The sequence below is a fragment of the Nonomuraea harbinensis genome (assembly GCF_019396385.1).
In the GTDB taxonomy this organism is placed as follows: Bacteria; Actinomycetota; Actinomycetes; order Streptosporangiales; family Streptosporangiaceae; genus Nonomuraea; species Nonomuraea ferruginea.
Genome location: NZ_JAHKRN010000033.1, coordinates 1 through 21,083, shown reverse-complemented (window position 1 = coordinate 21,083; position 21,083 = coordinate 1). Strand labels below are relative to the sequence as shown.

Here is a 21,083-nt window from a genome sequence, read left to right as displayed (position 1 = left end):
TCGTTCTCCTCCTTCACCGTCGCACGCTCATCGGGCGCAGGTCGGTCCACACCCGCGCGATGTGTGCAAGGCAGTCGCTCTTGCTTCCCTCCGTACCGGCCTCGGTCCAGCCGGCCGGAATCTCCCGGCCCGCGGGCCAGATCGAGTACTGCTCCTCGTGGTTGATCACCACGACGAATCTCTCTTCCATGACGCTCACCTTTCTTGTGGTACGAAGGCGTGAATGCCGGTCAGTTCACCGAGGTAGCGGTCGAGCGTCCTGAGCCCGTCCGTCTCCGGCCTGGCCAGCGAGGTCGCGTGGCGGCTGAACCGCCGGGTGTCGAAGTGCCGGGAGCCGTCGGTGAACATCCGGTCGAACTCGGCCGGTGCCGCGTCCTGGTCGGCGACCGGAGGCGGCAGCAGCAGGAGCAGCCCGGCGAGCCGCTCGTCGGTCTCCGCGATGGCCTCCAGGCGGTCGCGGAACCGGGGGTAGCCGACCCGGTCGAGCGCGCACCGTTCGGCGAGCACGCCGAACGCCTCGGCGAAGCGCAGCCGGGCCGGCCACAGCACGTGCATGGCGCCGTCGGGCACCTCGATGTCGCCGGTCGCCGCGCGGGCCACGAACTCGGCGACCACGTCGACGGGCGTCACGTCGATCTCGGCCCCGGTCGGGAACACGCATCCGGTGCGCGCGCACGCGTACAACAGGTTGTGCGCCAGCGAGTCCGGGTTGGCCACGCCGGTCGCGCGGTGCGGCCAGACCTCGCCGAGGCGGTACACCACGGATCTGACGCCCTGCCGGTGCGCGTCGGCGAGCAGGGACTCGGCGACGTACTTCGATCGGTTGTAGCCGTCCGCGGCGACCTCCTCCGTCGCCGGGAGCCGGTCCTCGGTGACGGGCGGCGCGCCCGGCCCGGCGGGCGGGAAGATGCTCAAGGTCGACAGGGTGTGCACGCGCGCGCCGCCCGAGGCGAGTTTGATGATCTCCTGTACGCCGAGCACGTTGGCGGGGCGGTGGTCCAGATAGCCGGACAGGAAGTTCACCGCGCCCGCGGCGTTGACGACGCCGGACACCGTGGAGGCGATCGCGTCGAACCGCCGCTGCGGCAGGCCGAGCAGCTCGCTGCCCAGGTCGCTGGGGATCACCTCGACCCGTCCGGTCTTGAGCGCCGTGGGCAGCAGCTGCCAGGCGGACGTCAGCCCGTACTGTTCGAGGACCTCGGTCAGCCGCCGGGCGCCGTCGGCGGGGTCGGCGCACCGCACCAGGCAGATCAGCCCGGCGTTGGAGCGCGTCAGCAGCTCGGCCAGGACGTGTGCCCCGACGAAGCCGGTCGCGCCCGTGAGCAGCAGAGTCTGCGGCGGGCTCCAGGCCAGGTCGTGCCTGATGTAGGCGAGCTCGGCGCAGTCGTCGTCGACGCCCTGGGTGAGCCGCGCCGCCTGCGCGCGTACGGTCGAGGCGACGAGCAGGTCCCGGGGCGGCACCGGCCTCCCCAGCCGTTCGCTGATCGCGGCGGTGAGCCGGTAGGCGAGCAGCGAGGTGCCCCCGTAGTCGGAGAACGGCACGACCACCGAGACCTGCTCCCGGTCGAGCACGTCGCGCCAGGCCGAGCAGACCAGCTCCTCCATCGGGTCGGCCGGCGGCTCGACAGGCTCCGCCGGGCCCTCCTGCGTCGCCGTCTGGGCCACGATGAGGGCGGCCAGCGCCTTGCGGTCCGCTTTCCCGTTGTGGTTGAGGGGGAGCGCGTCGAGCACCACGATCCGGTGCGGCACCTGCTCGGCCGGCAGCTTCTCCGCCGCGTACCCGCGAAGCAGCTCCGGCGACGGCGGGTCGTCCGGCGAGCGCGGCGTGACGCAGCAGACGAGCGTGGACTCGGGCGCCTCGCCGAGCACGATCGCCACCGCGTTGCCCACGAGCGGATGGTCGGCCACGGCCGAGGCGACATCGCCCAGCTCGACGCGCACCCCGCCGAGCTTCACCTGTTCGTCGCGCCGGCCGATGAAGTACATCAGGCCGTCCTCGTCGACCCGTGCCAGATCGCCGGTCCGATAGAGCTTCCCACCCGGGATCTGGGGGAACGGGTTGGCCACGAGCACCCGCGCGGTGCGCTCGGGATCGTTGAGGTAGCCCGCTCCGACGCACTCGCCGCCGAGATACATCTCGCCGGGAGTGTTCACCGGGACGGGCTTGAGGTCGTCGTCGAGCAGGATCGCGGCGGTGTTGTCGATGGGCCGCCCGAGGGGGATCCGGTCGGCGTCGGCGTCCGTGACGTCGTGGAACACCGACCCGATCGAGCACTCCGTCGGCCCGAACGTGTTGGTGACCTCCAGCCCCGGCAGCAGCGCGCGCAGCCGGTGCACCACGCCGGCGCCCGCCGCCTCCCCGCCGATCAGCATGCGCCGCAGGCTCGACGTCGCCTCACGCAGGTCCTCGCGCACCTCCAGCAGCGACACGAACGCCTCCAGCACGGACGGCACGAAGTCGGTCATCGTGACGCCGTAGCGGCCGATGGCCGTGGCCGTCTCCTCAAGGTCGAGGATGCCGTCGCGGTGCGGCAGCACGACCTGCCCGCCCGACACCAGCGGCCACAGCACCTGCCACATCGAGGAGTCGAACGTGGACCGGCTGTTCTGCAGCGTCACGTGTTCGGCCCCGTCACCGAACCGGCGCGACATCGTGGTCAGCCTGTTGACCAGGCCGCGGTGGTGGTTGAGCGCGCACTTGGGCGCGCCGGTCGAGCCGGAGGTGTAGAACCCGTAGATCAGGTCTTCCGGCCCCGGCGCGCGGCCGGCCGGCGGCGGTTTCCGGTCGGCCGGACCGGGCGGCTCCGCGCAGTCGACGATCACCGTCGGGAGGGCCTGCTCCAGTTCGCCGATGATGCCCGCGGTCGCCGGAGACACCACGACGACGGGCGGCGACAACTCGGCCACGATCGCGCGGAGACGGTCGACCGGCCAGGCCGGATCAAGCGGTACGAACGCCGATCCTGTCTTCATCACCCCGAAGAGCGAGATCGGGAATTCGGGCCCGTCCGCTATCAACACGGGTATCAATTGTCCGGCCCGGACACCGCCGCTGATCAGTCGATTGGCCGTCACATTGGCCCAGGCGTCGAGGTCGGCATAGCTCACCGTGATGTCCCGATAGCGGATCGCGGGACGGTCCGGAGCGTTCTCCTTTTGTGCGTGGAACAGATCGAGGACGGTGCTCCGCCGGGGGAAATCGTGGTGCGGCCCAAGGAATAAGTGAATGGCGGCCAGATGGTGTTCGTCTGGATTCTCATGCGGTTGGCGTGTCATCGTGCTCCCGATGTTCTCGACGGCAACAGATCGTCGTGCCAGGCAGATCGGTGACCATTCGGATTTGTGGTTTCCGGACAGCGGAAACCGGTCCTTCGGCAGGCATGGCGAGGGTTCTGGTGAGATTCGGAGTTTTCGGCGGCCGGGTACGGGCGCCGGAAATCCACAGAATTGCCCGCGGGCATGAGCGGCCCGCCGGATATCGCGAGCCCGGCCGATCAAGCGGGTGGCGCCTTCGGGCGTGCGCTGACCACGTGTTTCCTCCTTTCGTCAGACGACTGGAGTGCCGCACGTTCGAACCGAAGTAACCGATATCAGTTGGATTACAAGTTACTCACATCTTGGAACATGAGACCGGGATGCGCAACCCGGGTGTCGCCGGCGCGGGCCAGGAAGCCGGTGTGCGAGGCGGTATGGCCTGCGGGAACGAAAATGTGCCGCGGACTGAAATCGGTGTGGAGCGACAGCCGGGCCGGCCGGACGCCGTGCGGCGCCGGGCACGCCGGACAGGCACGGCCTGGGGGAAGTCGCGAAGAGCATATTCGGCGTTACCCGAGGCGGCGCGCGCCAATCTGCGGACGCGCTGTTTTGTGACAATCTGCCGAAGAGCGAAAAATGATCAGCGGACGGGCGCGAAATGATCGTCGTCTGTCAATGACCAGGTAAGCGCACATCCCGGCCCGAAGAATGAGGCCGGAAGCGAGCCGCAGCAGAACGCCTCGACGGCGCTGAAAATCGACAAGGGCCGGACAGTTCACGTCCGCGATCCCGGGCGCTCCGGACGTGAAGGTCCCGAATCCATGGGTAGGGTCGGTGACGGTCGGCCCATTCAGCGCCGGCATCGCGCCCCATCTGTCGACGTAAGGGGGAGTCGTGCGGCAAACCGGCGACAACGCACCTGTCGGATTATTCCAATCGGGAGGACTTTCCTCCCTGGCCGTCGGGGTCTGGCTTCGTGAACTGCCGACGCCGGCGAGGCACTATATCGCCGACATCGGCCAGGCGGATCCCCCGGAGTTGGACGCGCTCGCTTCTTCGGTGCGACGATTCGGGGACGAATCCGTGGTCGTGGATCTACGGCCGTCCATCGCCGCCGTGGCGTCGGATCTCCTGCGGTACCGCGCCCGCCACGACGGCGGCTACTGGAACACGACCGGCGCGGCGCGCTTCGTGCTCGTCAGCGGGCTCGCGCCGCTGATGCGGGCCGACGGATGCCGGGCACTCGCGCACGGCTGTGTCGGCGGGGGCAACGACCAGCGCCGCTTCGCTCGTTACGGCGCCCACGTCGCGCCGGACCTGCCGGTCGTCGAGCCGTGGACGGATCCGCGGGCGCTCGAACGGTTCCCCGACCGCGAGACCATGCTCGCGGCCGTCGCCGAGCACGGGCTGATCCTCGACCCGGGCAGCGGCGCCGGACGGTCCACCGATGCCAGCCTCGCCGGCGTCTCGCACGAGTCGGCGGAGCTGGAGGACCTCGAAACGCCGGTCACCCGGCTCGACCCCCGGTGGAGCGCGTGGCCCGAGCAGGCCACGGCCGAGCCCGAGACCGTCACGGTCCTCTTCCGCGAAGGACGGGTCGCCGACCTCGACGGGAGCGGGCCCGACCCGGTCGAGTGGATGAAGCGCGCCAACGACCTCGGCGCGCGGCACGGGGTATGGCTGCGCGACGTGGTCGAGCGGCGCATCATCGGCACGGTCTGCCGGGGCGTCTACGAGGCGCCCGGCCTGGAACTGCTCGACCGCGCGTGGACCCGCGTCCTGCAGGCGAGCCTCGACGGGGCGAGCCGCGAGCTCTACGACCGGCTGTCCGCCGTCCTGGGCTCGGCGATGTACGAGGCGCGGTGGCTCGAACCCGCCGCGCGGGCGGCGCGGGAGGCGATCGACCGGCTCGTCGGCGAGATCGACGGCAGCGTGACCCTGTCCGTCCACCGGGGCGTCGTCCGGGTCGAGCGGATGAAGGTCGCCGGCCCCGTGGTGCGGCAGACCCGGTTCGGCTCCGGCGGGAACCGCTGGAGCTAGACGGCAAGAGAAGGCTTACAGACAAGGAAGGAGCAGGCGATGCGTGAGCGTCGATTCGGCCGGCTCGGCTGGAAGGTCAGCGAGGTCGGCTACGGGATGTGGGGGATAGCGGGCGGCGAGGGCGGCTGGACGGGCGCCGACGACCGGACCGGCGACACCGCGCTGGACGAGGCCGTCCGGCTCGGGTGCACGTTCTTCGACACCGCCTGGATCTACGGCCGGGGACACAGCGAGAGGATGCTCGGGCGGCTGGTCGAACGGCACCCGGAACGCCGCCTCCATCTGGCCACCAAGCCGCCGCCCATGGACCGCGCCTGGCCGTCCACCCGCGACTCCAAACTGTCCGAGGTCTACCCGCCTGATCACCTGTGGGAGTACCTGCACCGCAGCCTCGAAGGGCTGGGCACCCCGTCCGTCGACCTGTTCCAGTTCCACGTCTGGGAGGACGCCTGGGCGCACGACGCGGCCTGGCAGGACGCGATCATCGAGATGAAGGAACGCGGGCTCATCAGAGGCGTCGGGATCAGCGTCAACCGCTGGGAGCCCTGGAACGTCCTGGAGACCCTGCGCACCGGGCTGATCGACACGGTGCAGGTCATCTACAACATCTTCGACCAGGCCCCCGAGGACGAGCTGTTCCCGGCGTGCCGTGAGCTGGACGTCGCGGTGATCGCCCGGGTGCCCTTCGACGAGGGCACCCTCACCGGCACCCTCACCCGCGACTCCCGCTGGCCCGAGGGCGACTGGCGCAACACGTACTTCGTCCCCGAGAACCTCGTCCCGAGCGTGGAGCGCGCCGAACGGCTGGCGCGGATCGTGCCCGAGGACATGACCATGCCCGAACTCGCGCTCCGCTTCATCCTCCAGAACCCCGACGTCGCCACCGTCATCCCCGGCATGCGCAAACTCACGCACGTACGCGCCAACATCGCCACCAGCGACGCCGAACCGCTGAGCGAGGAGCTGATGGCGCGGCTGCGCGGGTTCCGCTGGGACCGCCGGCCCACGGAGTGGTCGCAATGAGCGCCGCGCGCAAGCCCATCCTGCTGTGGGCCGTGCCTCGATCGCGATCCACGGCGTTCCTGCGCGTCATGATCGAGCGCGGCGATCTGGAGGTGGCCCACGAGCCGTTCTCGTACCTCCAGGCGGACGGCCACGTCGAGTTCGCGGGCAGGCGGGTCACCTCGCCGATCGAGATGCTCGACCTGATGCTCGACGTCAGCGCCGGCGAGCGCCGGGTGTTCGCCAAGGAGACCTCCGACTACACCTACACGCCGCTGCTCGAGGACGAGCGCCTGTTCAGCGACGTCGTCAACACGTTCATGATCCGGGAGCCGCGGGCCGCGATCTCCTCGCACTACGCCATGAACCCCGGGGCCACCCTGGACGAGTACGGCTTCGAGTACCTGCACACCATCTTCGACGCCGTGCGGTCGGCCACCGGCGAGATCCCGCTGGTGATCGACGGCGACGACCTCGTGGCCGATCCGGAGCCGACGGTCCGGGCGTACTGCGAGCGGGTCGGGCTCGACTTCAAGCCCGAGGCGATGCGCTGGGAACCCGGTCGACGGGACAACTGGCGGCGCACCGACCAGTGGCACGCGGAGGTGGCCGAGAGCAGCGGGCTGGTGGCCGGGAAGGCGCCCGAGCGACGTGAGACGCCCGACACGAACGAGCACCTGCGCCGCGTCGCCGAGCACCACCAGCCGTTCTACGACGCGCTCGCCCGCCACCGCCTCGCCGGTTGACGCAGATCCTCGTCGCGCGGTCGTCGAGCCCGGCTCGCCGTGAAACCGCTGGTGCCCGGACCGATCAGCTGGCGAGGCCGCTGTCCGGCCGAAGAAGAGCGGGAATCGAATTCCTGAAGGTCGTCGCAGCCTGACCTTAATAGGTATTTTACGTTGACACAGAAAGTCCGACTCCTCCAAAAAGGTATTCTTGTTGATGGGTGAATGATGTTGTACTCTCCTGAAGAGATCAATTCAAAACGATCGACTCTGATGGAGTGGCCGTGGCAGTTCATGAGCCCCCGCAGCGCAACCGCCGGTTGACTCGTCGCTTCTTCACCCGGGCCATGGGCGCCAGCGCGCTGGCCGCTGCCACGACCGTCGCCACTCAGGCGCGGCCCGCTTCCGCACAGGCCATCTGTGAATACCTGTGCTGCCGCCTGGTCTACTGCCCGACCTTCCCCTACAGCACGTGCGCGAACAACGCGTACTACATTTGGGGCTGCTATTCGGGGGCGTCCTTCTGTCAATGCTGTGAGGCCTCCGGAAGGGCCTCCATCAGCTGCTATCCCTGAGCAACGGACGGACGATCCGGAGGCCCGCAATGTCGATCACCCCGACGAATCACGGCTACGCCTACATCTTCGAGAACGAAGGCTCGGTGAACGTGGCGGTCTGCGCGCGCATCGAGGACGAGAAGCCTGTCGACGTCATCGCCATTCATTTCCGTACCAAGCAGATCAAGGTCGATACGGCCGTTCAGCTGACCGGGGAGAAGGGCGCCCGCTACTCGACCGCGCCCGTCGCCGTCTACGGGGAGGACCACGTGGTCCACCTCCGCAAGGTGGCCGTGGGCGAAGGGCTGACCGCGGCCGGGCTCCGGTCGTAGCCGGCGATGGGGGTGCTGCCTGCCGTCCTCAGCGCGCTGCTCGCAGCGGCCCTGCTCAGCTCGGGCGCCGGCAAGCTGGTCAGCCCGCACGGTCTGGCCGAGGCTCTCGGTGAGCTGACCGGCGCACGGAGACCGCCGCCTGTGGCCCTGGTCCGGGCGGTCGCCGCCGCGGAGATCGCGCTGGCCGTCCTGGCCGTGTTCGGCCAGGAGCACCTGCTCACCTTGCTGCTGGCGGCCCTGCTGGGAACGGGATTCGCGGTGGTGGGGGTCCTGGGACGGCTGCGGGCGAGCTCACTGCCCTGCGGCTGTTTCGGCCGGAGCGGTTCGCGGTCGTTCGGGGCCTGGAACGTGCTGGCCGGCGCCGCGATCCTGGCCTGGGCCTTGGTGCCGGCGCTGCGTGAGACCGCCTACGATCAGGCTGTCCTGCTGCTCGCGCTGAACACGGCGATGTTCGTCCCCGTCTGGGCGAACCGCCGCCATCTGATCGTCTTCGTGAGAGGGACCATGGCGCGCGAACGGACCGAAACATGATCACGGCACTGATGGTCACCCTGCTCGTGCTGCTCAGCCTGGCGGTCGTGATCCTCTTCGCGATGCTGGGCGAGCTCAACGCGCGGATCTCCGAGTCGTCCGCGGGCGGCGGGACGAGGCGCCCCGAGTCCGTGCAGCCGCTGCCCGACGCCAAGCTCGGCGCGACGGTCATCGAGTTCCCCGACGGGCTCGCCCGGCCGCCGGGCGTGCTCCTCGTCCTCAGTACGACCTGCGGGGCGTGCCAGGAACTGGCTCCCGAGGCGCGTGGCTTCTTCGCCTCCTCGGGCGTGGACCTCGTCGGCGTCGTGGTGTCGTGCGCGTCGGCCGCCTCGGGCAGGGAGTTCGTGGCGCAGTACGGGCTGGCTGACCTGCCCGGCTATGTGGACGTCTCAGGACAATTCAGCATGTCGGCGCTCGGCGTCGGCATGAGCCCGGCGGCGGTGGCGCTCTCCCCCGAGGGGGTCGTGCGGTCCGCTGTGGTGTTCAGCTCCTTCAACGCCCTGTCGAGCTGGATCGCCTCCCTCGACGACCCCTCCGGCGCAGCGGGCGGCGTGAGCGTCGCGCCGGGAAAGGACCTCGTCTGATGGACGTCCCGGCGATCGTGGCACTGGCCCTGGCCGGCTTCGTCCTGCAGTACTGGAGCCCTTGAGGCCGCTCGATGGTCGGCGTGGCCGGTCCATTGTCCAGGCGGTCGCCTGGCGCAGCACGCCGCTTCATCGCGGGCTACTCCGTGGGCCTCGTGGTGGGCGGAACGGTCATCGCGCTGCTGGCCGCCGTCGTGGCGGAAGGGCTCGGGAGCGTGCTCCCGCTCCGGTGGCGCGAGGTGGCGGCGGGCACGCTGCTGGTCGGGGTGGGCGTCGCGGACGTGCTGAACCGCACTCCGCACGTGATGCGGCAGGTGCCCCAGGACTACGCGCGGGCGCTCCGGCCCGGCTGGCGCGGTGTGCTCTGGGGCGTCGACCTCGGTCTGCTGTTCACCACGCAGAAGACCACGTCGCTCATCTGGGGCGCGCTCGTGGTCACGGTGCTGCTCAACCCCATGGCGGCACCGGTGTTCCTGGTCGGGATGGTGATCGGCTCGGTGGCGGGGACGGTGATCGGGACGGCACTCAACCACGTTCCCGGCCGGGCGTTCCTGGGCGGAGAGCGGGTGTTCATCCGTACTGTACGGGCCTTGAGCGGAGTAGTGCTGATATGCCTGGGTTTGCTCCAGATCGTGTAGTGGCCGCCGCCGCCGGGCGCTGTGCCCCGGATCCAGACGGTGGCGTCGTCGTCGTGACCAGGTTCGACTGTGGCGGGCTGTGGCGGCTGCTCGCCTTCCGGATCGCGCACGCCTGGATCTCGGCGCGCATCACGCCGCGGCTCGAAGGGCTCGTCTTCATCGCGACCCGTACGGACGTGGCGGCACGCAGGGTGCTGAGCGTCACCCTCTTCCACAACCTCGGCCAGGTTTACCAGATGGGGAGGATCCCGGCGCACATCAAGGCCGCGCGGGTCACCCGCCGGTTCGGTGTCCGGACCCGCGGCGCCGTTTTCGCCAATGTCGGGGACTGGCGGACGGTGCTGTTCGACGCGGCGGCGGGGGAGCCGGTCATCGACTGACGAACTCCAGGTCGATGGAGTCCGTGTGAGAGCTCCACGCGAGGTCCAGGCGCCAGCATCCGGGGCTCGGCAGGTCGACCGCAGAAGGCCCGGGGCCGCCCTCGACGGTGATGCGCGTCGGCGCGCCCACGCCGTTCAGCCGGGCCTCGATGCGCAACGGCTCGGACGGAATCAGCGGCGCTCTGGAACGCCACAGAATTTTGTTGCCCCGGTCCGGCAGCGGTGGGCTGTAAAGCGGATAGCCGAAAAGGATGGCGAGCATGTCACCGCGGCTGCTGGAGGCATAATGCATTTCCACGCCGGGGGTGAATCCCGTCCGGGCCCAGGATGGCGGTTCGCCCTTGACGGCCCGGAACTCGCACGGTGCCGTGGTGACGGAATCGACGGCGGCCTGGGTCGGCTGTGGCCGAGTGGGAGAGCTGTCATTCATGCAGGCGGCGGAGAGAAGGAGCGTTGCAGCCACCATGACGTGGCGCGACCGCATCAAGCGGACCCCCAGAAAAGGCGGATGAAAGGAAATCACCGCCAACGTACTACAACACCGAGTGATGCCGAAGACCTCAAATCCTCATGCGCCGAGGTCCGCGGTCGTCACTGGTCGTCCTCGTAGGGGTGGGCGCGTGCGTACCAGACCCACGCGGCCAGCCCGGCGAACAGCAGGGCGATGAACGGCGACCCGGCCGCCATCATGATCAGGCAGGACGTGGAGCTGATGACGAGCAGGACCGTGTAGGTCCGTCTGGACAGGTCGGGCGCTCGCCGGGGCAGGTGCCGCGCGTCACTGTGGAAGGACTCGGTGAAACCCGGATCCTCGTCGCGCAGCCGGCGCTGGATCCTACGCAACTCGTCGCGTTCGCGGTCGTCGAGCACGACACACCTCCTGGGCGCTCGCGCCAGGTGCGATCTCATCTCGTATCCCACCTGAATGATTTACATCGTAGCACGATATAAAATGGATCCTATGGATGGTTACGGGGGGATTCGGGAGGCGGCGGCGGAGAGCGAGCCGCTGTCGAAGCAGGATTTCGAGGCGCTCGCCCGGTTCCGTTTCGGGATCCGCAGCTACCTGCGGTTCAGCGAGGACGCGGTGCGCGCCGCCGGCCTCGCCCCCCAGCAGTATCAGCTCATGCTGGCGCTGAAAGGGTTCCCCGGCCGTGACTGGGCGACCGTGCGGGAGCTGGCCGAACGGCTGCTCCTGCGTCACCACAGCGTGGTCGAGCTGGTCAGCCGCGCCCAGCGGCAGGGCCTCGTACGCCGGAGCGCCCACCCCGACGACGGCCGGGCGGTCCGCGTGCTGCTGACCGCCGAGGGGGAGCGGGTCCTGGCCCTGCTGAGCGCCCTGCACCGCGACGAGCTGCGCCGCATCGACACCATGCTCACCCCGCCGACCTGGGACGGTAGCGGGTGACCAGGGACCACGCCCACCGGCCGGACCCGGCGCGGGTCACTCGCCGGCGGCCCAGACGGCCTCGAACGCGGCCCCGTCGATCTCGGTCAGGTCCCAGATGTCGAGCGGCTGGTCGGTGAGGAACCCGTGCTCGTCCTGCGGGTGGCGCCACCAGTAGCGGCGCAGCCGCCGCGCCCCGTCGATCTCCGCCTGCCGGATCGCCCAGTGTTCGCCGTCGCCCTCGACGCTCTCGAACAGCCACACCCCGCCGCGCTCGTCGTCGCCGCGCCAGTAACGCCGCGGCCGCTCCGACTCGCTCAGCTCTTGGACCAGGGACCGGCGGAGATCAGGATGCACCCGCCCACTCTAGGCGAACGCTCTCAGCGGTCGACGATCTCGTTCTTGCCGATCACGACCACGCCGCTCCGGGTCAGGGCGAAGCGGGTGCGGTCGTACTCCAGGTCGAAGCCGATGCGGGCGCCGTCGGGGATGACGACGTTCTTGTCGATGATGGCCTTGCGGACGATCGCGCCCCGGCCGACCTTGACGTTCTCCATCAGCACCGAGTCCTCCACCAGCGAGTGGGAGTGGAGGACGACCTTGGGCGACAGGATCGACCGGACGGCCGTGCCGCCCGAGACGATCACGCCGGGGGAGACCAGCGACTCCAGGGCGCGCCCGACCCGGTCGCCGTCGTTGTGCACGAACTTGGCCGGCGGCAGCGGGTCGTGACCGGTGTGGATGGGCCACTTGTCGTTGTAGAGGTTGAAGATCGGGTGGGCCGAGATGAGGTCCATGTGGGCCTCGTAGTAGGCGTCGAGCGTGCCGACGTCGCGCCAGTAGCCGCGGTCGCGCTCGGTGGAGCCCGGCACCATGTTGTGGGCGAAGTCGTAGACGTCGGCCCCGCCCGACTTGACCATCATCGGGATGATGTTGCCGCCCAGGTCGTGTCTGCTGGTCGGGTCGAGCGCGTCCTCGCGCAGCGCGTCGATCATCGCCTGCGTCTTGAACACGTAGTTGCCCATCGAGGCGTAGACCTCGTCGGGGGAGTCGGCCAGCCCCACCGCGTCCTTGGGCTTCTCGCGGAAGGCCACGATGCGCTTGCCCTGCGGGTCGGTCTCGATCACGCCGAACTGGTCGGCCAGCGACAGCGGCTGGCGGATCGCCGCCACGGTCACGTCGGCGCCCGACTGCTCGTGCTGCTCGACCATCTGCCGGGGATCCATCCGGTAGATGTGGTCGGCGCCGAACACGATCACGTGCTCGGGCATCTCGTCGTAGATCAGGTTGAGGTTCTGGAAGAGGGCGTCGGCCGACCCCGAGAACCAGCGCGGCCCGAGCCGCTGCTGCGCGGGCACCGGGGTGACGTAGTTGCCCAGCATGGCCGAGAGCCGCCAGGTGCGGGAGATGTGGCGGTCCAGGCTGTGGTTCTTGTACTGGGTCAGCACGACGATCTTCAGGTAGCCGCCGTTGGCCAGGTTGGACAGCACGAAGTCGATCAGCCGATACATCCCGCCGAACGGCACAGCCGGTTTCGCCCGGTCCGCCGTGAGAGGCATCAGCCTCTTTCCCTCTCCACCCGCCAGCACGACCGCAAGCACCTTCCGGGACCTCATGTCCAGGACGCTACCCCCAATCGGCGCATCTATCGACGTAACTCTGTCCGGCCCTCTCCCGAGGTGTCCGGAGTGATCCCTCTATGTGCCGCCATCAGCGCACCGGTTGTTTCCCGCTCGGGCGCCTGTCACCGTGTCCGGACGCCCGCGATTCCTCGTAAAGTCGAGTCATGCGAGTGGATCTGCTCAGCCGCGAATACCCGCCGGAGGTCTACGGCGGCGCGGGCGTGCACATGGAGTACCTCTCCCGCGAGCTGCGGGAGCTCGCCGACGTGCGGGTGCGGTGCTTCGGCGCCGCCAGGGAGGAGCCCGGGGTGTCGGCCTACCGGACGCCCGCCGGGCTGGCCGGCGCGAACGCCGCGCTCCAGGTGCTCGGCGTCGACCTGGAGATCGCCGCGGCCTGCGAGGGCGCCGACCTGGTCCATTCGCACACCTGGTACGCCAACTTCGCCGGGCACGCCGCCAAGCTCCTCCACGGCATCCCGCACGTGGTCACCACGCACAGCCTGGAGCCGCTGCGCCCGTGGAAGGCCGAGCAGCTGGGCGGCGGCTACGCGATCTCCTCGTGGGCCGAGCGCACCGCACTGGAGGCCGCCGACGCGGTGGTCTCGGTGTCGGCCGGCATGCGCCGCGACGTGCTGGCCGCCTACCCGCAGCTCGACCCGGCCAAGGTGAGCGTGATCCACAACGGCATCGACACCGCCGAGTACGCCCCGGACCAGGACCACCAGATCCTGAAAAAGTACGGCATCGACCGCGATCGACCGTACGTCATCTTCGTCGGCCGGATCACCCGCCAGAAAGGCCTGGTCCACCTCCTGCACGCGGCGCGGTCCTTCGCCCCCGACGCGCAGCTCGTGCTCTGCGCGGGCGCGCCTGACACGCCGGAGATCGCCGCCGAGGTGGCCGGGCTGGTGCGCGGCCTCGACCGCAAGGGCGTGTTCTGGATCTCCGAGATGCTGCCCAGGCCCGAGGTGATCCAGCTGCTCACGCACGCCTCGGTGTTCGTCTGCCCGTCGGTCTACGAGCCGATGGGCATCGTCAACCTGGAGGCCATGGCCTGCGAGACCGCCGTGGTCGCGACGGCCACCGGCGGCATCCCCGAGGTGGTCGCCGACGGTGAGACGGGCCTGCTCGTACCGATCGGCCAGGGCCCCGACGGCACTCCGCACGACCCCGAGCGGTTCGCCGCCGACCTCGCCGGGCGGGTGAACACGCTGCTGGAGGACCCGGCGCGGGCCCGCGCGATGGGGCTGGCCGGACGGGCGCGGGCCGTCGAACACTTCTCCTGGCCCGCGATCGCCCGCCGCACGATGGAGCTGTACGCGTCACTTATGTGACGTAGGTCTCATTTGGGCCTTGTCCTGCCCGCCGTACGGGATCACCCTGAACGGCAGGAGGCAGAGATGACGCATCCCCTCGGAGTCAGCCGCCCGGACCTCGAAGTCACCGATCTGCCGACGCCGGAGGAGGTCTTCAAGGTCCCCCGGATCGGCAAGGTAGAGCTGTTCAAGTTCGCCGTGGGGCCCAGCCTGATCGCCCTCGGCATCTCCATCGGCAGCGGCGAATGGCTGCTCGGCCCGCTCAGCGTCGGTCAGTACGGCTTCGTCGGCGTCGGCTGGGTCATCCTGGTCTCGGCCGTGCTCCAGACCTTCTACAACGTCGAGTGCGCCCGCTACGTGACGGCCACCGGCGAGACCCCGGTGGTCGGCTGGGGGAGGGTGCCGCCGGGCTGGAAGCTGTGGGTCCCGCTGTCGGTGTTCATCGTCATCTTCGCGTTCATCGCCGGCGGCTGGGCCGCCTCCGCGGGGCAGGGCGTGTACGCGCTCGTCCACGGCGACATCCCGCCCGCCGGGGCCGAGGAGCCCCGGCTGTGGGCCATCGCGCTGCTCGTGCTGGTCTTCCTGATCACCGCGGCGGCCCGGCGGGTCAGCCGCGCCCTGGAGCTGGCCAACTGGATCATGGTCGGCTCCATCCTGGTCGCCCTGCTGCTCATCGACCTGTTCGTGGTGCCGTGGGAGCTGTGGTGGGAGGGCATCAGGGGCTTCTTCACCCCGGCCGCGCCGCCCGCCGGGATCACCGCCACCCAGCTCGGCGGCCTGGCCGGCTTCACCGCCCTGGCCTCCGGACTGAACTGGTACGTGATGGGCCACTACCGCGACAAGGGCTACGGCATGGGCCACCGCGCCGGTTACATCGCCGGCCTGCGCGGCGGCCGGCAGGAGATCCTGGCCAGCGGCGTCACCTTCCCCGACGACGAGCGCAACCGCGGGCTGTGGCGGCGGTGGTACCGGCTGATCATGGTCGACATGTGGGGCGTGTTCTTCGTCGGCGCCATGCTCGGCATGCTCCTGCCGACGATCCTCATGGCGCACGCGGTCAACCTGTCGGGACAGCAACCCACCCGGGCGACCGTGCCGACCTTCGTCGCCGCCGCGCTCGGGGACGAGTACGGGCAGGCGATGTTCGTCCTCGCGCTGATCCTGGGCGTGCTCATCCTGTTCAGCACGCAGCTGGGCATCTTCGAGGCGATGGTACGGGTCACCACCGACGCCGCCCATGCCACCAGCCCCAGGCTGCGCAGGCTCATCGAGGGCGACCCGCGGCGCTTCTACTACCCGTTCATGATCGTGCTGCTGATCGTGATCGCCGTCGTCATCCACCTGTCACTGCCGGTGGCGCTGGTGGAGTGGTCGGCGAACATGTCGAACCTCGGCGCGCTGATCTACCCGTTCATGCTCATGTATCTCAACAGCAAGCTGCCCAAGCCGGCGCGGGCGCGCTGGTGGCACCACGTCATCCTGGTGCTCAACTTCCTGTTCTTCGGGTTCTTCTTCGTGAACTTCATCGCGGACTTCGTCGGGGAGCCGCTGGTGACGTTCTGATCAGCGCTGGGGCTCCAGGACCACCACCGGGATCTTGCGGTCGGTCTTCTTGGTGTACTCGTCGTAGTCGGGCCACGTGGCGGTCATCAGCCGCCACAGCTCCGGCCGCTCCTCATCGGTGGCGGTGCGGGCACGCGCCTTGAACCGGTCGCTCCTGACCTGCACCTCGACCTCGGGGTCGGCGGCCAGGTTCTTGTACCAGTCGGGGTGCGACGGGTCGCCGCCCTTGGAGGCGACCACCACGAAGTCGTCGCCGTGCGGCTGGTAGATGAGCGGGGTGGTGTACGGCTCGCCGGATTTGCGGCCCTTCGTGGTGAGCAGGAGGGTCGTGGTGCCGTTCCAGTCGTGTCCTTCGGCGCCGCCGGTCTCGCGGTAGCGCCGGACGTGTTCCTTGCCATAGAGCATGCCCAGGCACCTACCCCGGCGCGCCCGGCACTCACCCGGGCACGCCGGGGCCTGTACGAGATGTTGACCTCGTTCGCGGCGTTCGCCCCATCGGCCAGGCTCGCGGCGGTTCGTCCGGAACGGTGCTGTACGTGAAGGACGGGCTGATGAGAGCCTAGGCCCCATGAAAGATCCGGCCAGGGTGCTCGCTGCCCGAATCGAGGAGTTCGAGCGGGCGGCGGACCCCCGGCTGGTGCTGGACGACGCGGCGCTGGACGACGCCGAGGACGCCATGCTGGCCTGCGACGGCGGGCCACGCGACGCCGCCGTCTGGCGGCTCGCCGGGGTGCTCCACCTGGCCCGCTACCGGCTCGCCCCCGAGGAGGACGGCGAGGCGGCCGTGGCCGGCGTGTTCTTCGCCGCCGTCGCCGTACTCGACCCCGACGGGCTGCCGGAACGGCTGCGCGGGACGCACGTCCCCGCCGCCGCCACCGCCGAGACCTGGGCGGAGCTGGCGGAGCAGGTCTTCCGCCACGTGGACGTGGACGCGTACCCGCACGTGGGGCTGCTCCTGCACGCCATACTCCGCCGCGCGCTCGCCACGCCCACGGCGGAGGTGTGCGACCGGCTCGGGCAGGTGCTGCTGGAGCAGGCCCTTGACATGCCCGCACCCGCCTGGGCCGCCGAGGCGCTGGCCATCCTGGGCAACGGCCTGGTGCGGCTGTACCGGACGGCCGGCGACGGCGGCGCGCTCGACGACGCGGTGCACGCCCTGTTCCGGGCCGCGCTCGCCGGCCCAGGCCACGTGACGGACCTGGCGGCGGCGCTCGGGCACGCGCTGCCCGGCGACACCCCCCTGATCAGGGCGTACCTCGTGGCCGCCGGCCGCGCTCCGGGAGCGGAACGCTCCGCGGCGCTCCTGGACCTCCTCTTCCTGGCGTCCACCCGTGCCGCCGCGTCCTGCGCCGACGCCGACCTGCTGGCGCTGCTGCGGGTGGGCCAGGCCTGCCTCGACCACTGGCACGAGGCCGGCGCCCACCCGGCGGTCCTGTCCCGCTACGGCACGGCCCTGGTGGAGTGGTACGTGGTCACGGGCGACCTCCGCTCCCTCGAAGCCGGCCGCGACATGCTCGCCGCCCTACCCCCCGCTCCGGCCACCCCGCCGACCCACCCGGTGCCTCCCGCCCATCCCGCATCCCATCCGCACGACCCCGCATCCCCGGACCCGCTGGATGCCCCGGAAACCGCCCCGGGACCGGACCGTTCCGCGACCCAGCCTGAGGGCCTTCCAGGTCCGTATGGTCACGCCGGCGCCTGGCCGGAGGATTCGGGACCATCGGAGCTGGGGAACGCCGCCGCCAGGCTGGACGACGCGGCCACCCGGCTCGACCTGCTCGGCCGCCGCCACTGGCGGCGCTACCGGGGGAGCGGCGACCTGGCGGACCTGGAGATCGCCGTACAGACCCTGCGGCAGGCGGTGGTACGCGCACCGGAGGGACATCCGGAACGGCCCGCGTTCCTCACCGGCCTGGCCGGGGCCCTCCTCCACCGCGCCACACGAACAGGAGACGCCCGCACCGCCATCACCGCCGCCCGTGCCGCCGTCACAGCCTGCCCAGGCCGCCACCCCCAGCGCCCCCGAGCCCTTCTCCTGCTCGGCCAGGCCCTGCGCCTGGACCTCACCGCGCACACCGCCACCGAGGCCGTGACAACCCTCCGGAAGGCACTCGCGGCGGATACGGACCCGCGCTTCCAGGCGGAAGCGCACACAGTCCTCTCCGACGTACTACGCCACCGCGCCACCCTCGCCGCCGCAGCCCAGCAGGTACGCGAACCCGCCGAGCCGGACGTGACGGTGCAGGCCGCCGGGCGCCCTGCGGATTGGGACGCTGAGGCCCTGGCGGGACGCCGGCCGGCCGCCTGGGACGAGGCGGTGCAGACGACCGGGCGCCCTGCGGATTGGGACGCTGAGGCCCTGGTAGGACACCAGCCCGCCGATTGGGACGCTGCGGCCCCGGCGGGACGCCGACCCGCCGATTGGGACGCCGTGGAGGCGGTCGAGCGCCCTGCGGACTGGGATCCTGCGGCTCGGGAGGTACGCGAACCCGCCGAGCCGGACGTGACGGTGCAGACGACCGGGCGCCCTGCGGACTGGGATGGTTCGATCCAGAAGGCTCGCAGCTCCGCCGACGCGGGGGGTGCCGTTCAGGTGGCCCGTCAGATCGCGGACCTGGATGCTGCCGTTCAGGCGGCTCGCAAAGCCGCAGAGCTGGCCTACCTCGCCACCGGAACCACCGCGCCTCCGTCCGGCCCTCCCTCAGCGGTACCGCCGCCGGGCGCATCACCCACATCGCAGACTGTGACTCCGAGGGACCCGTTCGGCGGCTTGCCTTCGGCGCAAGGCACCCCGGCGAGTGCGGCGCGAGAGCCGTCGCCTCGGCCACGCACCCCCGAAGCACCGCCGCCCACGGGGGCGGGAGCGTCGCCCGTACCGCTTGCGCTGGTCAAGGGGTTGCTGGTGCGGTTCACCGTACGAGGCGACGAGCAGGACCTGGTCGAGGCGCTGGAACTCGCCGGGAACGTGCCCGGCGGCGATCCCGAGCTCACCTCGCTGCTCCGCCTGGCGCTCAGCGCCCTGTCAGGGACGCCGGACAAGCCGCTGGCCGAGGCAGCGACCCGGCTCGCCATGGTCTGCGACGACGAGGAAACCACCCGAGACCTGCTCCGCCTCGGCGAACGCCACGCCAGGGCGCCCAGAGACTCCCGAACCGGCGGCCAGACCAACACCCCGGGCGCATCGCGGTCACGAGCCACCACTGGTACCAGCACAACCACCGATGTTGCCGGTACCGCCGACATCTCCGCCGGAACCGAGGGCGTCGCCAGAACGGACGACAGCGACAGTTCCGTCGACACCACTGCTACTGCCCACGTCGCTGGAGCCGGAGGCGTTTCCCGGACCGACGATGGCGCCGTATTCGGGTTCGGCGGCGGCGCCGGTTCCTGGAACGTCGCCAGCCCAGCCGATGTCACCGCCGGAACCCCCGACGTCGTCACCGGCCCCGCCAATGCCACTGCCGGTCCCGCCGACGTCGTCGCCGGACCCACTTACGTCGCCGCCAGAAGCGGGGACGTGGCCGGAACAGGCGACAGCGCCGATCCCGGTCGCGCTACCGGGATCGGCGGGAGAGCCGCGGAGGAAGGGCCCGGCGACGAAAGCAAGAAGGTACGCGCCGCGACGTATCTGGTGAGGGCCGCAACGGGCCTGGCCGGACGTGGGCGCCGGAGAATGGCGATCGAACTGCTGGAGCGGGCCGGAAGGGCCTTCGCCGAGGCGGGTGAACCGGTCCAGGCGGCCGACACGTACTCCAGGATCGGGAACGAGCACGAGGAACTCGGCGCCTGGGAGGCCGCGTTACGGGCGTTCGAACACGCCGCCGACGGCTACGGAGCCCTCGGACACCCTCGGGAGGAGGCGGCTCAGCGGGCCGCCATGGGGAACGCCTGCGCCCGGGCAGGGGAGCCACGCCGGGCCGCCGCCTGCTACCGGCGGGCCGCCGAACTGTGCCGGGAAGCGGGCCTGCACGCGGACGAGGCCACGTACCAGGAAAAGGCCGCCGCGGCGTACCTCGACGCGGGTGACCGGGCGGAGGCGCTGGAACGTGCGGGCCGCGCCCGCGAGCTGCACCTGACCCGCGGCGACGCCGAGCGGGCCGCGCGCGCGCTCATCCCGGGCGCGCGGGCCGGCGCCGAGCTGGGCCACCTGCCCGCCGCGGCCGAGCTGATCAGCACCTGCGCGTCCGAGCTGGAGGCCATCGGCAAGTGGGACGACGCCTGCCAGGCGCTGGACGGGCACGCGGTGCTGCTGTACGAGCTCGGGCACGCCGACCACGCGGCGGCGTGCGAGGCCGCCATCGTGGACGTGGTCCGGCGGCGCGGCCAGCGGCGCGAGGCCGCCGACGAGTGGTACCACATCGCCCGCCGCCGTCTCTCCCGCGCCGACGTGTCCGGGGCCAGGCGGGCGTTCGAGCGGGCCGAGCGCGCCTACAACCAGCTCGGCCACCGGGACGGGGTCGCCGCCGTGCGCTACCACCTCGGCGTGATCGGATTCACCGGCGCCGGGATGGAACAGGCCACCCAGGACTTCGGGACGGCCGCCGAGGCGTTCGCGGCCCCCGAACGCGTGGCCGCCGCCCGTACGATGCGCGCCGCCTGCCTGGTTGAGCTGGGCCGCTGCGACGAGGCCTCGGCCGAGCTTGACCTGGCGATGCGCCCCGCCGTGGCGGAAGGCGACATCGGCGCCCTGTTCTCCATCGCCCTGGTACGCGCCACCGCCGACCTCCGCACCGGCCACCCGGACGACGCACTCGACCGGCTCCGAGCCGCCCTCGGCCTGGCAGCGGGCGACCCCCTGCGGGAAGCGGTAGTCCACGAACGCCTCGCGGTAGTCCACGCACACAACCGCCCAGCGCCGAAGCACCGCCCAGCCCAAGTCGGCCAGCATCCCCCCACAGGTTCCGGGAGTGGTCCGGCGGCAGGGGAACGTCCGTCGCTCGGTTCGGCGGGGGACCAGGCAGCCGCAGCGGGGGACGAGCGTCCGCCGGTGAGTCCTGGCGGTGGCGCGGCGGGGGAGCGTCCGCCGGCTGGTTCTGCGGTGGACCGTGCAGTGGGGGTGGGGGGACGTCTGCCGGTGGGGCCCGGAGGTGGGCCGGTCGCCGGGGTGGGCGGGCTGGGGGAGCGGGGGGAGGGGGGCTGGGGGGCTGCTCG

The 21,083-nt window shown here is 70.8% G+C and carries 19 protein-coding genes; 12 read left to right on the top strand and 7 right to left on the bottom strand.

Annotation, left to right across the window (positions count from 1 at the left end):
• Window positions 1-13: 13 nt before the first annotated feature.
• Both KME79_RS29070 and KME79_RS29065 read right to left on the bottom strand, forming a co-directional pair.
• Window positions 14-190: an MbtH family protein gene (locus KME79_RS29070; RefSeq protein WP_219547551.1), complete on the bottom strand. Its 177-nt coding sequence runs from the start codon at window positions 188-190 to the stop codon at window positions 14-16.
• Between the two features lie 5 nt (window positions 191-195).
• Window positions 196-3,276: a non-ribosomal peptide synthetase gene (locus KME79_RS29065; RefSeq protein ID WP_246640615.1), complete on the bottom strand. Its 3,081-nt coding sequence runs from the start codon at window positions 3,274-3,276 to the stop codon at window positions 196-198.
• An 873-nt stretch (window positions 3,277-4,149) separates the two neighbouring features.
• Between KME79_RS29065 and KME79_RS29060 the strand changes: the two genes are divergently transcribed.
• From KME79_RS29060 to KME79_RS29025, 8 genes are all read left to right on the top strand, one after another.
• Window positions 4,150-5,295 (top strand): argininosuccinate synthase domain-containing protein, encoded by a 1,146-nt coding sequence (locus tag KME79_RS29060; protein WP_219547547.1) that lies wholly within the window; start codon window positions 4,150-4,152, stop codon window positions 5,293-5,295.
• A 39-nt stretch (window positions 5,296-5,334) separates the two neighbouring features.
• Window positions 5,335-6,318, top strand: coding sequence for an aldo/keto reductase (locus KME79_RS29055; RefSeq protein ID WP_219547545.1), 984 nt, complete (start codon window positions 5,335-5,337; stop codon window positions 6,316-6,318).
• A complete protein-coding gene (locus KME79_RS29050; RefSeq protein ID WP_219547543.1) occupies window positions 6,315-7,043 on the top strand; it encodes a sulfotransferase-like domain-containing protein in 729 nt (242 codons plus the stop codon). Before KME79_RS29055 ends, KME79_RS29050 begins: the two co-directional genes overlap by 4 nt.
• 583 nt (window positions 7,044-7,626) lie before the next feature.
• Window positions 7,627-7,911: a hypothetical protein gene (locus KME79_RS29045; protein ID WP_148030685.1), complete on the top strand. Its 285-nt coding sequence runs from the start codon at window positions 7,627-7,629 to the stop codon at window positions 7,909-7,911.
• A gap of 6 nt (window positions 7,912-7,917) precedes the next feature.
• Window positions 7,918-8,442, top strand: coding sequence for a MauE/DoxX family redox-associated membrane protein (locus KME79_RS29040; RefSeq protein ID WP_148030686.1), 525 nt, complete (start codon window positions 7,918-7,920; stop codon window positions 8,440-8,442).
• Entirely contained in the window at window positions 8,439-9,026 is a 588-nt protein-coding gene (locus tag KME79_RS29035) for a thioredoxin domain-containing protein (protein ID WP_219547541.1), read from the top strand. The genes KME79_RS29040 and KME79_RS29035 overlap by 4 nt, the downstream gene beginning before the upstream one ends.
• Window positions 9,027-9,109: 83 nt before the next feature.
• Window positions 9,110-9,664 carry a hypothetical protein gene (locus KME79_RS29030; protein WP_219547539.1) on the top strand — a complete coding sequence of 185 codons (555 nt, stop codon included), beginning with the start codon at window positions 9,110-9,112 and terminating at the stop codon, window positions 9,662-9,664.
• A 53-nt stretch (window positions 9,665-9,717) separates the two neighbouring features.
• The gene (locus tag KME79_RS29025) at window positions 9,718-10,044 is read left to right on the top strand and encodes a hypothetical protein (protein ID WP_148030689.1); all 327 of its coding nucleotides are present in this window, start codon (window positions 9,718-9,720) and stop codon (window positions 10,042-10,044) included.
• On the opposite strand, the gene KME79_RS29020 is transcribed toward KME79_RS29025, so the two are convergent.
• Both KME79_RS29020 and KME79_RS29015 read right to left on the bottom strand, forming a co-directional pair.
• Complete coding sequence (locus KME79_RS29020) at window positions 10,034-10,573, bottom strand: hypothetical protein (protein ID WP_219547537.1); 540 nt, start codon at window positions 10,571-10,573, stop codon at window positions 10,034-10,036. The genes KME79_RS29025 and KME79_RS29020 overlap by 11 nt on opposite strands.
• 62 nt (window positions 10,574-10,635) lie before the next feature.
• Complete coding sequence (locus KME79_RS29015) at window positions 10,636-10,914, bottom strand: DUF3040 domain-containing protein (RefSeq protein ID WP_219547535.1); 279 nt, start codon at window positions 10,912-10,914, stop codon at window positions 10,636-10,638.
• A gap of 91 nt (window positions 10,915-11,005) precedes the next feature.
• Here KME79_RS29015 and KME79_RS29010 point away from each other — a divergent pair, with 91 nt between their 5' ends.
• Complete coding sequence (locus tag KME79_RS29010) at window positions 11,006-11,452, top strand: MarR family winged helix-turn-helix transcriptional regulator (RefSeq protein ID WP_219547533.1); 447 nt, start codon at window positions 11,006-11,008, stop codon at window positions 11,450-11,452.
• 36 nt (window positions 11,453-11,488) lie between these two features.
• Here KME79_RS29010 and KME79_RS29005 read toward each other — a convergent pair whose 3' ends face one another.
• Both KME79_RS29005 and glgC read right to left on the bottom strand, forming a co-directional pair.
• Window positions 11,489-11,788 carry a hypothetical protein gene (locus tag KME79_RS29005; RefSeq protein WP_219547531.1) on the bottom strand — a complete coding sequence of 100 codons (300 nt, stop codon included), beginning with the start codon at window positions 11,786-11,788 and terminating at the stop codon, window positions 11,489-11,491.
• Window positions 11,789-11,811: 23 nt separating this feature from the next.
• A complete protein-coding gene (glgC, locus tag KME79_RS29000; protein ID WP_219547529.1) occupies window positions 11,812-13,047 on the bottom strand; it encodes a glucose-1-phosphate adenylyltransferase in 1,236 nt (411 codons plus the stop codon).
• A gap of 170 nt (window positions 13,048-13,217) precedes the next feature.
• Here glgC and glgA point away from each other — a divergent pair, with 170 nt between their 5' ends.
• Together glgA and KME79_RS28990 are read left to right on the top strand one after the other, a co-directional pair.
• Window positions 13,218-14,387, top strand: coding sequence for a glycogen synthase (gene glgA / locus KME79_RS28995; RefSeq protein ID WP_219547527.1), 1,170 nt, complete (start codon window positions 13,218-13,220; stop codon window positions 14,385-14,387).
• A 66-nt stretch (window positions 14,388-14,453) separates the two neighbouring features.
• Window positions 14,454-15,932, top strand: a complete 1,479-nt coding sequence (locus KME79_RS28990; RefSeq protein ID WP_219547525.1) for an Nramp family divalent metal transporter — start codon at window positions 14,454-14,456, stop codon at window positions 15,930-15,932.
• Here the strand turns inward: KME79_RS28990 and KME79_RS28985 are convergent, their stop codons facing one another.
• Complete coding sequence (locus tag KME79_RS28985; RefSeq protein WP_148030697.1) at window positions 15,933-16,337, bottom strand: nitroreductase family deazaflavin-dependent oxidoreductase; 405 nt, start codon at window positions 16,335-16,337, stop codon at window positions 15,933-15,935.
• Between the two features lie 163 nt (window positions 16,338-16,500).
• On the opposite strand from KME79_RS28985, the gene KME79_RS28980 reads away from it, so the two are divergent.
• On the top strand, window positions 16,501-21,083 hold a 4,583-nt coding region (locus KME79_RS28980), incomplete at its 3' end, for a hypothetical protein (protein ID WP_372452485.1).

Coding starts and splice junctions, on each gene's coding strand:
- glgC (WP_219547529.1), bottom strand. CDS start 13,047: ATGAGGTCCCGGAAGGTGCTTGCGGTCGTGCTGGCGGGTGGAGAGGGA.
- KME79_RS29055 (WP_219547545.1), top strand. CDS start 5,335: ATGCGTGAGCGTCGATTCGGCCGGCTCGGCTGGAAGGTCAGCGAGGTC.
- KME79_RS29010 (WP_219547533.1), top strand. CDS start 11,006: ATGGATGGTTACGGGGGGATTCGGGAGGCGGCGGCGGAGAGCGAGCCG.
- glgA (WP_219547527.1), top strand. CDS start 13,218: ATGCGAGTGGATCTGCTCAGCCGCGAATACCCGCCGGAGGTCTACGGC.
- KME79_RS29045 (WP_148030685.1), top strand. CDS start 7,627: ATGTCGATCACCCCGACGAATCACGGCTACGCCTACATCTTCGAGAAC.
- KME79_RS28990 (WP_219547525.1), top strand. CDS start 14,454: ATGACGCATCCCCTCGGAGTCAGCCGCCCGGACCTCGAAGTCACCGAT.
- KME79_RS29070 (WP_219547551.1), bottom strand. CDS start 190: ATGGAAGAGAGATTCGTCGTGGTGATCAACCACGAGGAGCAGTACTCG.
- KME79_RS29050 (WP_219547543.1), top strand. CDS start 6,315: ATGAGCGCCGCGCGCAAGCCCATCCTGCTGTGGGCCGTGCCTCGATCG.
- KME79_RS29065 (WP_246640615.1), bottom strand. CDS start 3,276: ATGACACGCCAACCGCATGAGAATCCAGACGAACACCATCTGGCCGCC.
- KME79_RS28985 (WP_148030697.1), bottom strand. CDS start 16,337: ATGCTCTATGGCAAGGAACACGTCCGGCGCTACCGCGAGACCGGCGGC.
- KME79_RS29040 (WP_148030686.1), top strand. CDS start 7,918: ATGGGGGTGCTGCCTGCCGTCCTCAGCGCGCTGCTCGCAGCGGCCCTG.
- KME79_RS29035 (WP_219547541.1), top strand. CDS start 8,439: ATGATCACGGCACTGATGGTCACCCTGCTCGTGCTGCTCAGCCTGGCG.